The sequence below is a fragment of the Lysobacter capsici genome (genome assembly GCF_014779555.2).
Taxonomy (GTDB): Bacteria; Pseudomonadota; Gammaproteobacteria; order Xanthomonadales; family Xanthomonadaceae; genus Lysobacter; species Lysobacter capsici.
On the sequence record NZ_CP094357.1, the window covers coordinates 298,296 to 315,629 of the forward strand.

Annotated in this window: 7 protein-coding genes; all 7 read left to right on the forward strand. The window is 63.6% G+C overall.

Going from position 1 to position 17,334, the window contains the following annotated elements:
* Positions 1–59: 59 nt before the first annotated feature.
* The 7 genes from IEQ11_RS01250 to IEQ11_RS01280 all read left to right on the forward strand — a co-directional run bounded on the left by IEQ11_RS01250 (position 60) and on the right by IEQ11_RS01280 (position 16,910).
* A complete protein-coding gene (locus IEQ11_RS01250; RefSeq protein ID WP_191823156.1) occupies positions 60–13,298 on the forward strand; it encodes an RHS repeat protein in 13,239 nt (4,412 codons plus the stop codon).
* Positions 13,299–13,300: 2 nt separating this feature from the next.
* Positions 13,301–13,717 carry a hypothetical protein gene (locus IEQ11_RS01255; protein ID WP_191823157.1) on the forward strand — a complete coding sequence of 139 codons (417 nt, stop codon included), beginning with the start codon at positions 13,301–13,303 and terminating at the stop codon, positions 13,715–13,717.
* 330 nt (positions 13,718–14,047) lie between these two features.
* Positions 14,048–14,260, forward strand: a complete 213-nt coding sequence (locus IEQ11_RS01260; protein WP_191823158.1) for a hypothetical protein — start codon at positions 14,048–14,050, stop codon at positions 14,258–14,260.
* 132 nt (positions 14,261–14,392) lie between these two features.
* The gene (locus IEQ11_RS01265; RefSeq protein WP_191823159.1) at positions 14,393–15,205 is read left to right on the forward strand and encodes a hypothetical protein; all 813 of its coding nucleotides are present in this window, start codon (positions 14,393–14,395) and stop codon (positions 15,203–15,205) included.
* Between the two features lie 167 nt (positions 15,206–15,372).
* Positions 15,373–15,918 (forward strand): CdiA C-terminal domain-containing protein, encoded by a 546-nt coding sequence (locus IEQ11_RS01270; RefSeq protein ID WP_152670258.1) that lies wholly within the window; start codon positions 15,373–15,375, stop codon positions 15,916–15,918.
* A gap of 3 nt (positions 15,919–15,921) precedes the next feature.
* Positions 15,922–16,218 (forward strand): hypothetical protein, encoded by a 297-nt coding sequence (locus IEQ11_RS01275; protein WP_191823160.1) that lies wholly within the window; start codon positions 15,922–15,924, stop codon positions 16,216–16,218.
* Positions 16,219–16,511: 293 nt separating this feature from the next.
* A complete protein-coding gene (locus IEQ11_RS01280; protein WP_191823161.1) occupies positions 16,512–16,910 on the forward strand; it encodes a hypothetical protein in 399 nt (132 codons plus the stop codon).
* Positions 16,911–17,334: the final 424 nt, after the last annotated feature.

The following is a 17,334-nucleotide window of genomic DNA, read 5'->3' on the forward strand; positions in this document are numbered from 1 at the left end:
ATTTGTTCCCAGAGCAAGGACGCCGCGCAGGGCCGTCCATCGGACGCGAGAGGGAACACATGACGACTTTGATTTCGGGCAGCGGCTTGGGTGTGTTCAACAGTTCCTTCACCCAGGTGGGGCGAGGACTGGGCAGCGACACCCGGACAGCCTCCGGACGCCACGGCCAATACGTCAACGTGGCCACCGGCAACCTGATCGTGCAAGGCCAGGACGAACAATTGTTCGGCAACGGCTTTCTCGCCAGCCAGATGCGCACCTACAACAGCCGCGGCTTGTTCGGCGAGTTCGGTTCCGACGGTTGGAACGGCGGGTTCGAGACGCGCGCGGGCCTGCGCCTGCTCAACGTTCTCAACACCCGCGGCAGCCAGGTGCAGCAGTTGCTCGGCGACGGCTCGATGGTCTACTACGACTACGACGAAGCCAGCGGCGATTACATCAGCACGGTCGGCGACGGCGCGCACGATCGCTTTCGCTACATTCCGCAGCAAACCGGTCAGCCGGCGCGCTGGCAGTGGACCGACGGCAACCAGACCCGGCGCGAGCAGTACTTCCCGGGCACCTTGCTCGGCATCGGGCTACTCGACGGCCGCCTGTCGAAAACCACCGACCTCAAGACCGGCGCCGAATACACCTTCGTTTACGACGATCAGGGCCGGTTGCAGCGCATCGACGGCAGCAACGGCGACGCGCTGGTGTTCGAATACGACCGCTTCGGCTCGCGCCTGCTCGGCCTGTCGACCGTGGAAGGCGGCGTCGCCCGTTCGCAGATCCGCTACGGCTACGACAATCAGGGCCGGCTGACCCGGGTCGAAAGCGACCTGACCCCGGGCGATTGGAGCGACAACGCCGGCAATCCGGCCCGCAGCTTCGTCACCACTTACAGCTATGAGCAAAGCAGCCAGCGGCTGGCGCGGATCGTCCACAGCGACGGCACCGAATCGAGCTATACCTATTACACCAGCGGCGCCGCCAGCGGCCGCGTGCGCACGGTCAGCAGCGGACGCGCCGCGGACGGCTCGCTGCAGACGCTGACCTTCAGCTACGACCTGCAGGACGACCACCGACGCACCGATGTCAGCGACGCCAGCGGCCGCACCTGGACCTATGGCTACGACGCCGCGGGGCAATTGATCCAGGTGCAGGCGCCGGCGATCGACGGCCTGCGCGATGTCACCGATTACCAGTACGACGCCGCCGGCAACGTCATCCGGGTCAGCACCCAGCGCGGCGGGCAGCTGCTCAGCCGCAGCGATTTCAGTTACGACGCCAACGGCAATCTGCTGTGGCAGTGGGATCAGGTCGATCCCGCCCAGGGCGGCGCCGCGCGCGCGGTTCAGCGCACTTACACCGCCGCCAATCAGCTGGCCAGCGAGACTGTGTTCACCGGCCTGGACGCCGACGGCGTCGGCACCGCGCAGGCGCCGGGCGGTGGGCTGACCACGCGCTTCGTGTACGACGCGAGCAACCGCCTGCGTTATGCGATCGATGCGGCCGGTGCGGTCGAGGAACGCACCTATCACGCCAGCGGCAACGGCATCGGGCAGGTCGCCAGCACCCGCCGTTATCTCGGCGCCGCCTACGTCGCCGCCGACGCCAGCCTGGCCGCACTGGACGCGTGGACGACCGCGGCGCAGCGCGCGCAAAGCGTGCTGGTCGAATCGCACTACGACGTCGCCGGCCGGCTGTCGCGCACGCTGGCGTACGCGCAGCTCGACGCGAACGGCGCCGGCATCGTCGACGACGCGGCCGAACTGATCGATTACGTCTACGACGCACAGGGCCTGCTGCGCCAGAAGATCGTCCAGCGCAGCGCTACCGCGGCCGCCAACGACGGTCGCGACAGCGTCGAAACCACCGCCTACGGCTACGACGGCATCGGCCGCATGCTCTCGGAAACGGTCAGCGAACGCGTCGGCACCGGCGCGGTGCGGGTCGTGCGCACCACCGCGTGGGTGCATCAGGACAACGGCAACACCCTGCGCACCACGCTCGAGGGCGGGCCGGCCGGCGACGGCGTGAGCGCCAACGATCAGCTGCGCACCGAACTGCGCAACGCGTCGGGCCAGTTGATCGCGACGACGGTGTCGGCGGTGGCCGGCGGCGAAACCCGCACCAGCCGCAACTACTACGACGGCACCGGCCGCCTGCGCGCCAGCGAGGATGCGTCGGGCGCGCGCGTCTACTTCTTCTACGATGCCGAAGGCGCGTTGGCCGGCGAGGTCGACGTGCAGGGCACGGTGACCGCGTACGTCCGCGACGGCCTGGGCCGGGTGGTGCGCACCACCGTGCACGAGCAGCGCGTCGATACCTCGTCGTGGCTGGTCAACGGCGCGGTGGCGCCGGCCGATTTCGCCGCCGTTCGTCCCGCCGCCGCCGCGAACGATCGCAGCGTGCTCGCGAGCTACGACGCGCTCGGCCGCCTGCTCAGCCAGACCGACGCCGAGGGCACGGTCACCCGGCACGTCTACGACGGCGCCAACCGGTTGATCGAAACCCGCGTCCAGGCCGCCGCCAACGACGCGCCCGAGCGCGTGCTGCGTTATCTGCGCGATGCGCTCGGACGCGAAGTCGGACGGCTCGACGCCGAAGGCTTCCTGGTCGAGACCCGTTACGACCGCGCCGGCCGGGTCGAGGCGACCATCGCCTATGCCGCGGCGACGCCCGACGCCGCGCGCGCGGCCGGCGATCTGGCCGCGTTGCGTCCGCTCGCCCACGCCGGCGATCAGCTCACCCGCTACTTCCACGACGGCCGCGGCAACCGCATCGGCGTGCTCGATGCCGAGGGCGCGCTGACCGAAGCGGTGTTCGACGAGGCGCGCAACGAACGCGCGGTGCGCGTCTACCACCAGCGGATCGCGAGCCCCGCCGGCAACGAGAGCTTCGCCCAGTTGCGCGCCCAGGTGCAGGCCGGCGGCGCGCGCGAAACCCGGCGCCAGTTCGACGCGCTCGGGCAGTTGCGCACCGAGCTCGATCCCGAGGGCACGCTCAGCCGCTACAGCTACGACGCCCAGGGCCGCCTGCTCAAGACCGAGCGCGCGGTCGGCACCAGCGAAGTGCGCGAAGGCCATCGCCGCTACGACGTGTTCGGCAATCTGATCGGCGAACTCGACGGCGAAGGCGCGACCCGCCTGCTGCCAGGCATGAGCGAGGCGCAGCTCGATGCGATCTACGCCCAGTACGGCGTGCGGCATGGCTACGACGTGCTCGGGCGCCGCACCGAAAGCGTCGACGCCGAAGGCAACAAGACCTGGTATTTCTACGATGTCGCCGGCCGTCCGACCTTCACCGTCCACGGCGTGCAGGATGCCGCCGGCGTGCGCAACGGCGCCGGCGAAGTCAGCGAAACCCGCTACACGAACTTCGGCCAGGTCGGCGAAACCATCGCCTACACCGGCCGCATCATCATCGCCGCGCCGCACGACCGCGCCCGCGTCGACGATGCGGTGCGCGCGCTGCAGTTCGTCGCCGCGCAGGACAGCCGCCATCGCTTCGTCTACGACCGCCGCGGCCAATTGACCGAGCACACCGACGCCGAGGGCGCGGTCATCCGCAACCGCTACAACGGGTTCGGCGAACTGGCCACGCAATGGCGCGACCTCGGCGCCGGCCGCGAAGTGGAAACGCGTTACGCCTACGACCGTCGCGGTCTATGGCTGAGCCAGACCGAGCAATCGGTCGGCGCCGCGGCCGACGGCAGCCTGCGCGGCGTCAGCCGCGGTTTCGACGCGTTCGGCCGCGTCGCCACCGCCACCGATGCGCGCGGGCACAGCATTCAGTACGGCTACGACCGCCTGGGCCGACAGATCAGCCAGCGCCAGAGCGTGTCCGGGCGCGAGGAAATGGCGTCGACCGCCTACGACGTCCACGGCCGCGTCCTGACCCAGACCGATGCGCTGGGCCGGGTTACCCGCTACGCCTACGATGAGGCCACCCGCAGCGCCACCGTCACCACGCCCGAAGGCATATCGACCACCTCGACCCGCAACCGTTTCGGCGAAACCGTGCGCGTGACCGACGGCCTCGGCCGCGTGACCACCTTCGATTACGACCGCGACGGCCTGCTGCTCAAGACCACCGATGCCTTGAACGGCGAAAGCCGGCAGCAGTTCGACGCGCGCGGCCTGATGATCCGCAGCGTCGACGCGGCCGGTCGCGTGGTCCGCTTCGTCTACGACGCGCGCGGGCGCGCGATTGAGCGCACCGAGGATCCCGATGGCCTGGCGCTGACCCAGCGCACCGTCTACGACGGCCAGGGCCGCAGCGTGTCGGTGACCGACGCGGCCGGCGTGCGCACCGCGCTGAGCTACGACCGCCAGGGGCGTCTGATCGAACAGGTGCACGACGCCGACGGCCTGGCCCTGCGCACCACCTACGCCTGGAACACCCGCGGCCAGCAGGTGCGCGTCACCACCGGCGCGGGCACCGCCGAAGCGCGCACGGTCGAATACGGCTACGACGCCCTGGGCCGCCGGGTGCGCGAAACCATCGCGCCGGGCGTGCTCGACCTGACCACCACCTATGCCTACGACGGCAACGACAATCTGGTCGCGCGCACCGACGCCGCCGGCCGCGTCACCCGCTACACCTACGACGAAGCCGATCGCCAGCGCTTCGCGATCGACGGTGAAGGCGGCGTGGCGGAAGCCGCGTACGACGCCAATGGCCGGGTGGTGGCGGTGCGTGCTTATGCGAACGTCATCGACCTGAGCGGCCTGCCATTGTCGATCGACAGCGCGCAGGTCCAGGCCCGTCTGCGCGCGGACGATGCGCGCGACGTGCAGGACTACCGCGTGTACGACCGCGACGGCCGCGTGCGTTTGCGCCTCGATGGCGCCGGCGCGGTCGCCGAGACCGTGTACGACGCCGCCAATCAGGCGACCGCGGTCACCCGCTATGCCAACGCCAAGGCGCTCGACCCCAGCCTGCGCGCGCAGCTGTGGGCCGGCACCGCCGATATCGGCGGCCTGCTGGCCGGTGTCGCCGCCGATCCGGCCCGCGACCAGAGCAGCTACAGCGTGCGCGACGCGCTGGGCCGCGAGCGCCTGAGCATCGATGCCACCGGCGCGGTCACCGAGACCGTCTACGATCCGGTCGGCCGCGCGCTGCGCAGCGTGCGTTACGCCAATGCCTGGCCGCTCGACGACGGCCGCCGCGCGCAACTACGCGCCGGCACGCTCGACGCCGACACGGTGTTGAGCTCGCTGGCCGCCGATCCCGCGCGCGATCGCAGCGTGGTGCTGGTCTACGATCGCGTCGGCCGCCTGCGTTACACCCTGACCCGCACCGACACCGACCGCGCGGTGGTGAGCGAAAGCCGCTTCGACGCGGTCGGCCGGGTGGTCGCGCAGACCCAGTACGGCGTCACCATCGGCTTCAATCCAGCCTCGAGCGAGGCCGACGTGGCCAGCGCGCTGAGCGCCGCGCTCGCCGCCGATCCGGCCCGGCAACGCAGCACGCATACGGTGTACGACGCCGCCGGTCGCGCGCGCTTCGTGGTCGATGCGGTCGGCGCGGTGACCGAAATGCGTTACGACGCGACCGGCCTGGTCGTGCAGAGCGTGCGTTACCAGCAGGCGCGCGCGTTCAACGGCGCCAACCTGGCCGATCTGGTCGCCTGGACGCAAAGCCAGCCCGCCGGCGAACGGCGCATCAGCACCACCTTGCACGACGCCGCCGGCCGCGCGAGCGTGCGCACCGACGCGCTCAACCGCAGCGAGACCATCACCTACGACGGCAGCGGCCAGGTGCTCAGCGTCACCAACCGCGACGGCCACCGCTGGACCTACGAGTACGACGCCGCCGGCCGCAAGCGCACCGAAATCAGCCCGCCGGTCGCGGTCGCGATGGCCGACGCCGCCGGCAATGTCGGCGTGGTGATGCGCTCGGTGATCGCGCGCATCGCCTACGACGGCCAGGGCAACGTCATCGCCCGCACCGACAACGCCGACACCGCGCAGGCGCGCACCACTGTCTACGTCTACGACAACCGCGGTCATCAGGTCCGCACCGTGTTCCCCGATGCCGGCCGCATCGATCCGGCCAGCGGCGAACTGGTGGCCAGCGGCCGCGCGCCGAGCATCGACGTGGTTTACGACACGCTCGGTCGTGCCGTGGTCCAGCGCGATGTGCGCGGTCACTACAGCTACAAGACCTACGACCTGCTCGGCCGCCTCGCCGCCGAAGTCGACCAGGAAGGCTACGTCACCGCCTACGCCTACGACGCGCTGGGCGAACAGACTGGCCTGACCCGCTATGCCCATCCGATCGGCGCCGGCCTGCTCGGCGCGGGACAGCCGATCGACCGCGCGCAACTGCTCGGCGCCCTGATCGCCAGCGATCGCGACCGCAGCCTGAGCACCACCTACGACCAGCGCGGCCACAAGGCCAGCGTGGTGCAAAGCGTGGTCAGCGTGGTCAACGCCGACGGCAGCGTCGTGTCGATCGCGCCGGCCAAGCGTTTTGTCTACGACGCGTATGGCGATCTGGTCAAGGAATCCGAACAGCTCGACGCCGCCCGCTGGGCCGACACCTACCGTTACTACGACGCGCTGGGCCGGCTCACGCTCAGCGTCGATCCGGAAGGCTATGTCAGCGCGCAGCGCTACAACACCACCGGCGAAGTGGTGGAATCCATCGAGTACGCGCGCGCGGTCGATACCGCCGCGCTAGGCACCGCCCAGCCGCCGGCGCTGCCGGCCGCGGGCGACGCGGCCATTGGCTACGACCGCAGCACCCGCCGTCAGTACGATGCGCTGGGACGCAAGGTCAGCGAGACCGTCACCCGCCACACCCACGATGCCAACGGCGTCAGCGGTGTGCGCGACGTCGTCACCACGATCGGCTACGACGGCGAAGGCCATGCCGTGCGCGTCGACGTCGACGGCCAGGCCACCACCACCGTGTTCGATGCGCTCGGCCGCAGCGTGTCGGTGCTCGAAGCCGAGCGCGATGCGATTCGCGCCGATGCCTACGATCAATTGCGCAATGTCGGCGTCGATCTCAACAGCGCCGGTCTGACCGAGCGGGTGTCGCCGTACAGCACGATGGTCTACGACGCCTTCGGCAATCTCGTGCAGCTGCGCCGTTACGCCAACGGCTGGCGCAGCGGCGAGGCCGCGCCGCAGGCCGCCGCCAACGACACCTTGCACACCACCCGCTACGACCTGCAGGGGCGCGCAGTGTGGGAGCGCGACTCGGCGGGCACCGTCTACATCAAGCAGTACGACGAAGCCGACAACCTGATCGAGGTGCGCTCGCGCCTGGACGGCAACCAGGGACGCAGCGCGGTGATCGTGGTTGCGACGTCCTACGACCGCAGCGGCCGGCAGACAGTCACGCTGACCACCCGCGAGCTTTACCAGGACGGCCAGTTCACCGGTGTCGCGCGCGATGCTGCCTCGCAGGTGCGGTACAACGCGTTCGGCGAAATCGTCGCCAAGGACAGCCGCACCGACACCGCGCTGGCGACCGAGCAGTTCGCCGCGCAATACGTCTACGACGCCGCCGGCCGGGTCGTCGCCAGCAACGCCGAAGGCGGGCAATGGCGGCGATACGGCTACAACGCGGCTGGCCATCTGCAGACCACCGCCCAGGCGATGCGCCTGGGCGGCGCCGACGGCGCGCTGGTCGACGCGGTGACCAGCCAGGTCACCGACCGCCTGGGCCGGGTGATCGAACAGACCCAGCCGGCGTTCGGCGACGATCTCAATCAGCGCCCGCGTTGGAGCCAGCGCCTGGACCGCTGGGGCAATGCGCTCGAAAGCGTCGATACCCGCGGCGGCATCACCGTCAGCGTCTACAACGAAGCCAACCAGTTGGTGCGGCAGACCCGGCCGGAGGTCGTGGTCGTGCATCGCGACGGCAGCCAGCGCGTCGAGCGTCCCGAAAATGCCTGGTTCTACGACGCGCTCGGCCGCCTGCTCGGCATCCGCGACGCCAACGGCTACCTGCGTCAGCAGAGCTACGACGCCGCCGGTCGCCTGATCGCCGGCCGCGATGCCACCGGGCACGTCACCCGCATGGCCTACGACGCGCTCGGCCAGCAGGTGCTCACCCAGGATCCGCTGGGCCATCTGACCTTCCGCCTGTTCGATGCCGCCGGCCGCATCGCCGGGCAGGGCGACTATCTGATCAATGGCGAAGGCACCGCGCGCGACTGGCAACTGCGCGAGGTCTATCGCCTCAATCAGCGCGGCGACCGCATCGCGGTGACCGACATCACCGGCCAATCGGCGCTGTACGACTACGACAGCCGCGGCCTCGTCGTCCGCAGCCGCAGCAATGCCGGCGTGACCATGAGCTACGGCTTCGACGCCAACGGCAGGAAGATCCGCGAGACCAATGCGCTGTCGGATCCATCGCTGATCGGCGGCGGCGGCGGGCGCCGCACCCGCGCCGACGAAGAAGGTGAGGTCGTTTACCTCGACGAACAAACCTGGGACTACGACGATTTCGGCCGCCTAATCGACCACAACGACCTCAGCGGCGCCGACTACGGCTACGAGTACGACCCGCTCACCGGCCAGTTGCAGGGGCAGACCAGCCACTGGCGCGCGCAAACGCAGCAGGTCGCCGCATCCGGCGAAGGCCCGCGCGAAGGAATGACCTGGGAAGAATGGCGGCGCTGGCGCGACGGCCAGCAAGCGCCCTCGCTTGAACTGCCGCCGATCGTGGTCGGCTCGGGCACGCGCGAAACGGTCTACTACGCCAACGGCCAGGTGAAGGAGCTGCGCGAAGGCGATAACTGGTTCCGCTACACCTACGACGCCGCCGGCAACCGTACCAGCGAAGAATCCTTCACCCGCGACGGTGCCGGTCAGCGCATCCACTTGCTGGTGCGCGCCGAGTACGACGCACACAACCGTATCGCGCGGGTAACCCAGGACGAAGTTGGCAACAAGCGCCTGCTCGACGTGAGCTACGGCTACGACGCGGTCGGCAACCGGCGCAAGGTTGAAGCCGCCACCGACTATGGCGATCCGAACCTGGCGCAGATGGACGAGGGCGGCCTGTTCAACGGCGGCTTCGAACACGGCGATACCGCATGGGAGAAGGAGAACGGCTGGAGCATCGTCAGCAACGACCCGGGCAAGGGTTACAAGGGCAGCGGGTTCAGCGCCCAGTTCAACCTGACCGGCGAAGGCGGGCGCATCACCTACAAGGAGCCGATCCCGGTCCGCGGCGGCGAGCGCGTCACCTTGAGCGCGGCGGTGCAACAGGGCGCATCGGATTCGGGCAAGGCCGGCGGCGGTGTGTTCCTCTACTTTCTCGACGCCAACGGCGATCCGATCCCAGACAGCGTCGTGCGCGGCAACATGGTCACCGATGGCTCAGGTGGCGCGTGGCACCTGTCCACCTTGAGCGCGTTGGCGCCACCAAACGCGGCCTACATGAAGATCGGCGGTGTGGCGTATCGCACTACCGGCAACGATCCGTTGTGGATGGACGATTTCCGCTGGTCGTTCTCGGTGCCCAACGGCGATTTCATCGACGGCGACACCGGCTGGAGTGTCAAGGAGGATGGCTGGCGCATCGTGCCCAACGGCCCGCCGAACCCCGACTTCAGCGCCGCGTTCTTCGGCCCGACCGCCGGCCGCATCTACAGCGATGCGCGTCCGGTGTTGCGTCCCGGCCAATGGATCAGCGCCAGCGCGATGGTCCAGCGCAACAGCAGCCACTCCGGCGGCGGGGTGTTCATCCATTTCCTCGACGCCAACGGCAATGGCGTGAGCGTCGCCCGCGGCACGATGATCGAAAGCGGCATCCACGGTATGTGGCAGGAGTCCACGCTCGGCCCGGTGCAGGTGCCGCCGGGCGCGGTGACGATGGTGATAGGCGGGGTGGCGTACACCAACGGTGATTCGGCGATCGTGATGGATCGCTTCACCTGGCAGTACCCGCGCGACGAAGACACGCCCGGCGCACCGAGCCAGAGCCCGCGCTACAACGCCCCCGAAGCGGTCAAGACCTACTGGTACGACTACGATGCCGAAAACCGCGTCACCGTCGCGCACGGCAAGCTGGTCAACGGCCAGATCGTGCTCGGCAATCCCGATGTGAGTTACGGCCTGGCCTACGACGGCGCCGGTCGCGCCGTGCATCGCCGTTTTCTGCAAGGCCAGCAGGTCATGCAGGAAACCACCCGCTACGATCAACGCGGCCAGCGCGAGTTGGTGTACATGGCGCAACCGCTGGGCGGCAGCGCGCCGGTCGCGTTGAAGGAGCGCTACGTCTACGACGCCCTGGGCCGGTTGAGCCAGCGCCTGGAGTACTTCGACGCCGACGACCAGCGCAAGGACATCCCGGTCGCCGGCTGGATCAAGCACGCCGAAACCTACGAGTACGACGCCGACGGCCGCGTGCTGCGCCAATACAGCTACGGCCGCCCGTTGCAATGGACGCCCGACCCCAACGCATCGCAATGGACACGCTACGAACGCGAAGCGCTGAGCCTGATCTCCGAAGTCGACTACGCCCGCTACGGCTATGACGATGCTGGCCGTCAACGCGGCTATGCCTTCGTCAGCCACGCCCTGGAGGACAGCACCGGCGCGCTACCCAACACGCCGGTGGGTTACACCCAGTACTACAGCTACGAATACGACGCACGCGAAAGTTACCTGGAGGCTGCCGTCCACGGCACCAGCAGCAATACCAACTTCAAGGCGACCACCACCTACAGCCAATACGACGCCTGGGGCCGCCGCGCCGCCGTGCGCGAACGCACCCCCGGTCAATCCAGCGTCGACGACAAACTGCGCTACTTCAGCTTCGACGGCGACGGCAACATCCTGCGCCGCCGCGAAGGCCACTTCAAGGACGGTCGGTTCCTGCAATACGCCGAAGAATCGCTGCAGACCCAGACCTATGCGTACCTGACTGGCCAACACATCGCCTCGGGCAAGTTCAACGGCGACGTCGACCTGCTCGGCCGCATGACCGCCTACCAGAGCAGCGAAGTCGGCGTCATCCGCATCCCCGTGCAAGCCGGCGACACCCTGCGCCGCATCGCCGGCCGCGTCTACGGCAACGAAAACCTGTGGTACGTGCTGGCCGAAGCAAACGCGCTCGGCGCCGACACCGAACTGACCGCGGGCACCACGATCAAGGTGCCCGACGTCAAGGTCACCGCGAACGACGCGAACACATTCAAACCGTTCGATCCGAGCGAAGCGATTGGCAGCACCACGCCGAATCTGCCGTACATCGAGCCGCCGCCGAAGAACAGCTGCAATGCCCTGGCAATGGTGTTGATGGTGGCCGTGGCGGTGGTGGTGACGGTATTCACCGCGGGCGCGGCGGCGGTAGCTATGAGCGCGGCGGCACAAAGTGTCGGCTTCGGCGCCGCTGCAGCGAGCATGGGCGGCGTCATGGCGGCGGGTGGCGCAGCGCTTGGGGGAAGTCTGGGGGCGCTTGGAGCAGTTGCCGCGGGTGTTGGCGGGTTTATGGGCAGCGTCGCCAGCCAAGTCGTAGGTAAGAGCCTCGGTGTAGTGGATCACTTCAGCCTGCGTGGAGCAGTCTCCAGTGGTTTAACGGCGGGCATTAGCGCAGGTCTTGGGGGCGTTATTGGTGGCGGTCAGACCGTCGCCGAATTGCTGAGAGGTAATCAGTACGCGACAGTAGCCACCCTGGCGGTGGGTAACACACTTGGTGGTTACGTCGCTAATAAAATTGCCGGTGTTCCCGGCACCCATTTCAGCTGGAAGGCCGTTGCCGCCAACACGGTTGGTTCCGTCATAAGTTCTGGAATAAGCGACGGGTTAGGGTTGATCACGGACAAATTCGGCACGAATCTAACTAATAATCTCGTCGGCGGAGTTGTTAGCCTGCATAGTCGGCGTGCCCTTGGATTCGATGAAGATATTAACTACAAAGATATCTTGGCCGACGCATTTGGTAGCGCGATTGGTAGTGGACTGGTTGAAAAATCCATCGGTGGCAGTTTCTTCGGGCCCGCCAATGGAAGGATGAGTAAACGCGAAGGCGCAGTCGCTCTCGCGCGCCATAATCGTGAACTGAATGGAAATGGTAAGCCGCAGCTCGCCGGGGAGAACGCAAAAATATACCTTGATCTGTTGGAGATTGGGCAGTACTTACAACGCAATGACGGCCGAATTGATGAATCAGATGCTTGGGTATGGAGTTCGCTAACGTCGATTAGCGGCCAAGTAGGTGGGGGTGCGCCTATGGCAGGCGCCATCGGATCGGGCTTGTGGGGGGCAATGGCGCTGCTCGGGCCGGCGCTGCCGTTGGTTGAGAAAGACCTTAGGGCGAAGACCAAAGTCGATCCCGCCGAATTATTACGGGATATCGCGCCAGGATTAGCGGGTTTGGAAGGAAAGCTGGATCAAGCAATTGATGCCCTGAATCGAGCTGGTCGGCAATTAGGTGAAATTAGAAGCGATGATCCGGCGGTAGAAACATATGTTCGAGGGATGGGGATCGCGCACGGCATCGCCATCGATGGACTTATCGCAAATGACATAGCGGGCGCCATCGGATTCGTGGCCGAAGTAGCAACAGACACCCTCATTCTTTACGCATCTCAGACTACGAATTTCGACTTTGGCGTCGATGAGGTCAATCAAAAATACGGTGCGATGTTCGAGGCAGTAACAGATTTTCTGTCGAGTCCTCTTGAGAACTCCAAGAAATACGCAAAGTCTCGCTGGGATGAGCTAGGGGCTTTGTACAGTACTGCAGAGAGTCCTGCCGATAACCGGCTGTACCATGATTTCGCATTTGGCCGCGCCGCTGGAAAGGCGGCTTACGATGCCGTGTCCACAGCCGCTTTGGGTGTTACGGTAGCTGGTTTGGCGGTCAAAGGTGTCGCTGGGGCGACTCGTATTATCAAGGCCGCCGCAGCTGCGCGTAGAGCTACTGTGGTACCTGGGAAGTATACGGCGAAAATAAAAGATGCCCTCGCATCCAGTAAGCCTGGTACTCGGTTGGAGGGCGAAGTTGCTAAAGCTTTGGATGAACATGAGCTTCTGCTTAATTTCCAGAAACCATTTCATCGAGGGTTCAATAGTCGAAACGGAATTGGGGAGATTGATATTGAAACTCCTCGTTTTATAATAGAGATTGGGATTGGTAAAAAGCCGAATAAGAAAGAGCAACTAGAGAATCTTATTAACAATAGAAAAATAAATCCTGAGAATAAGCCTGTTATACTTTTTCTTCCGAACATGACTAGCCGACAGGCTGTTGCAGCTTATAAAAAAGCGGGGGCTATTGAAGTTGTCCACAATATAGATCAGTTGCTCCGTTACAATGCCGATAAGGGAGGGCTGTAGTAATGGGTCTGTCAGCTTCAATAATTACTTCCGAATTCGTGTGTTCTAAAGAGTTGGGTGAATTTTGTTTTTCAATCGGAGGGTGGTTAGTCGAAGGCGGTGGCGGGGGAAGGTACGGCGTGAATAATGGTGACACTAACGTATGGCTCGCCATCCAGTCTGAGTGGATGACTGAAATGCTCTATGACCAGGATTTCGACAACGCGTGCGCGAAAATTTTATGCGCCCCGCCAAAAGTAGTCATCGAAATGGAGTGTGGTCGCGGAAGTAAGCAGGACAGCCTTTACGTCTATGTTGCCTACATGTTTTCAAAGAAGTGGAATATTGTTCTTTGTGATATTGATGAGCGCATACTTTCTCCAGCTGAGATAGAGGCTCGATGTGCGGCAGAGTGCGGTGATTTGCTTTCTGGATCTTAATTTTTGACAATGCGGGCCAAGAAGTAGGGGGGTAACGGCTGGAGTTTGAGTGTCCCGCGAATTATTATCCGGAAACAGATTCCAGGCGCCCGATTTCAAGTGAACTTTCTCATCCTTTGACCCGACGTCGGCCGCATCCACATCGATGCGCGTCCGGCACTGCGCCCCGGCCAATGGATCAGCGCCAGCGCGATGGCTCAGCGCAACAGCAGCCACTCCGGCGGTGGGGTGTTCATTCACCTCCTCGACGGTACCGGCATCAGCGTCGCGTGCGGCACGACGCCTTCATAAAGATATCCTCGATGGAAAGTATCACTATCGGGGGTGATAATGAATTTCTCTTCATGGTCTGATCTTACAGGGGCGATTGATAAGTTAATGAAATCAGAAGGATCGGAGGAGGAGTCGGATGGCCTTCTGAATGATTTGTGTGTGTGGGCTGTTATGCCAAAGGTTTCGGATATGATTTTTTATCCGGAAGAAGATCTGACTGCCGAAGAAATCGCAGACCGTATTTCAAGTTACAAGCCTGTACTTTTGTAGGTTAAGAGTCTCTCTGTTCTTTGAAATCTAGGCAAACAGCAATCATCAATCAATCCGCGCCTGGCAAGCGCTGCTCGACGTGCGCTATCGAGCGCCGGCGAAGCCGGCGCCAACCCGCTGCTCGACAGCGTGGTGCGCGGCAACATGTTCACCAGCGGCTCGGGCGGCGCCTGGCATCCTTCGTCGCTGAGCGCCTTGGTGCCGCCGGGCGCGGCCTACATGAAGATCGGCGGTGTGGCGTATCGCACTAGCGGCAACGATCCGTTGTGGATGGACGACTTTCGCTGGTCGTTCTCGGTGCCCAACGGCGATTTCATCGACGGCGACACCGGCTGGAGCGTGAAAGAACCCGGTTGGAACATTGTGCCCAACGGCCTGCCGAACCCCGACTTGAGCGCCGCGTTCTTCGGCCCAACCGCCGGTCGCATCTACAGCGATGCGCGTCCGGTGCTGCGCCCCGGTCAATGGATCAGCGCCAGCGCGATGGTCCAGCGCAACAGCAGCCGCTCCGGCGGCGGCGTATTCATCCACTTCCTCGACGCCAACGGCAACGGCGTCGCGCGCGGCACGATGATCGAAAGCGGCTCGGGCTGGCAGGAATCCGAACTCGGTCCGGTGCAGGTGCCGCCCGGCGCGGTCACCATGGTGATCGGCGGCGTGGCCTACACCAGCGGCAGCTCGGCGCTCGTGATGGATCGCTTCACCTGGCAGTACGCGCGCGACGAAGACACCCCGGGTACGCCGAGCCAGAGTCCGCGTTACAACGTCCCCGAAGCGCTGAAAACCTACTGGTACGACTACGACGCCGAAAACCGCGTCACCGTCGCGCACGGCAAGCTGGTCAACGGCCAGATCGTGCTCGGCAATCCCGACGTGAGTTACGGCCTAGCCTACGACGGCGCCGGTCGCGCCGTGCATCGCCTTTTCTGCAAGGCCAGCAGGTGATGCATGAAAACAGGGGTCAGAGTGGACATTAGTTAGAAAGTCTACTCGGATCCCTGTTTTCACAGTTGGTGGTGAACGAAGTTGCGACCCTTCCATTCAAGGCGACTCGATTGGGTCGGGTCAATGGACCTGGAGGTGGTCATAGACACTCAGCCATCGATGACATATTGGCCGGAGGCTCCGGTAATCATCGTACGGTTGCCAGCGCGGACGGCGAATTCAATCCGTTCGTGCCGCAAATTTCGGCTCATCATGCGCAGGTGAGCGCTATATCCGGCGATGTCGGAGAAATCCGGGCAAAGATACGGGATTTAAGTAATAAAGATACGCGGGCGGAGCTAGATGCTGCGGTGATGCTGAGTAACTCAGGCCTCAATGTGCATTTCAGGAAGCCTGCCGGAGAGATCAGGGGCGGGGAGGGGCGCACATCGGACTTCTCGGTCGGCGGAGAAGCCGGGACTGGCGTAGGTGGTGTCAAGTACGACGTTTATGCGCCTACCACGGACAAGTCCGGTGGTGTGGTCCGCATGGCTAAATCAAAGCTCGATCAGGCCGATCGACTGATAATATCTTTAGACAATACGCCATTGCAGGTGGCCGATCTGTCGAACCTAGTGAAGCGGGTGAATGGCTTGGGCGGTAATAGGTTCCTGCAGGAAGTGATATTTATGAAGAATCAGCAGGCCGTTGCGCGAATTGTGAAAGGAGATTGATCCATGGGTGTGGTGCTTTGTGGGTGCGGAAAAACGTTCAATGACGGTGAGATTCCATGCCCGCATCAATTCAATTTGATCGCCGATGTCGATCTAGATGAAGTTTCGGATGCCATGGTCTTGGCCTTGAACGAAGCGGACGACGGCCATGTAAAAATGCAGGTGACGATGATGGCTGGGGGCAAGGTTACCTACCGTTGTCCACACTGCCATGGCCTTCTGGTTTTTTGGGATGGATTGGATCGGGCGCCTAAGTACTACCCGTTGGGCGACTGGGGCAAGTCGGATGAGACGGATTGATGCTTAGCTGGCGATCGAGGTTGCCGGGCGCGCGTTGAGGTAATTCCAGCGTGCGCGATTGGACGGGAATTTCGACGGATAGTGTCTTGTCGGAAGAACGGCAGTCGAGGCGCATATTCTCCGAAAACAGGGGTCCGAAAACAGGGGTCAGAGTGGACTTTACTCAGAAAGTCCACTCTGACCCCTGTTTTCAGGCTGCCTCCTGAGAAGGTCCAGATTTCCATCACTGAAGCTTGGGGAGTATTTGACAATGGGCCTCAAACGCCGCTTTATTTCGGTTTCTAGGAAGGGCTATGCCTGATCCATATTTCTGTAAGCTATATGTTGATACGGATGAAGAAATTTTGGAGCTTCAAGGGCTTTTAAAAAAACTGGAATTTGATATTTTTAATGAATTTTCCATCGAAATTATTGTCTATCGAAACGAAGATTTCAAAGAGATGGCTAGGAGGTTGGTTCCTTATAGTTTTATCGAGTGTTCACGGTATTATGTGGAGGTTGGTACTTTGAAGGAAGTCCCGGAGTACATTTTAGGTTTTCAATCTGCGGTGGCGACGCTTGTGTCTAGTCTCAGAAGTGAAAAACGGTTTATCACGGTTTCCTGTGATTTCGAGGATATCATTGTTAATAAAACAGGTTGGAATTGGACAAGGGATACTCCTGAGCCGCCGGAAAGAACACTGTGCGAATGATGTTTGCCGGCCACGGCGAGATGGCTGTTAGGTTCAACCTGAGAGGCGAGGGCAAGCACGTAACTTGTAAAGCACCGATTTCCCATGCGGGTTGTTAAGCGCTCAGCCCTTGGTGCTATGGGTGCAACAAGGCGCCTCAAGTTTGCCGGAACAGGCGGGCGAACAGAGGCAGAGTGGACTTCCTGATATGGCTTGAGGTCGATCCACCTTCTTACGAGCGCTCGATCCTTCGCTGCTACCGCAGATCACTGCGGTTGAGTTATGAGCATTGCGTGTAATCGGTAGGGACCGAGCGCGTTAGTTTTACTCGAATAAATTGAACGGTTTGTTGAGTTCTGATACGGATCCGAACACAGGGTGCGATAGCAAGTGCGTCAAGTTGATCGGTAGGGTCGCGCGCATCCAGCGCCGACGAAGCCAGGGG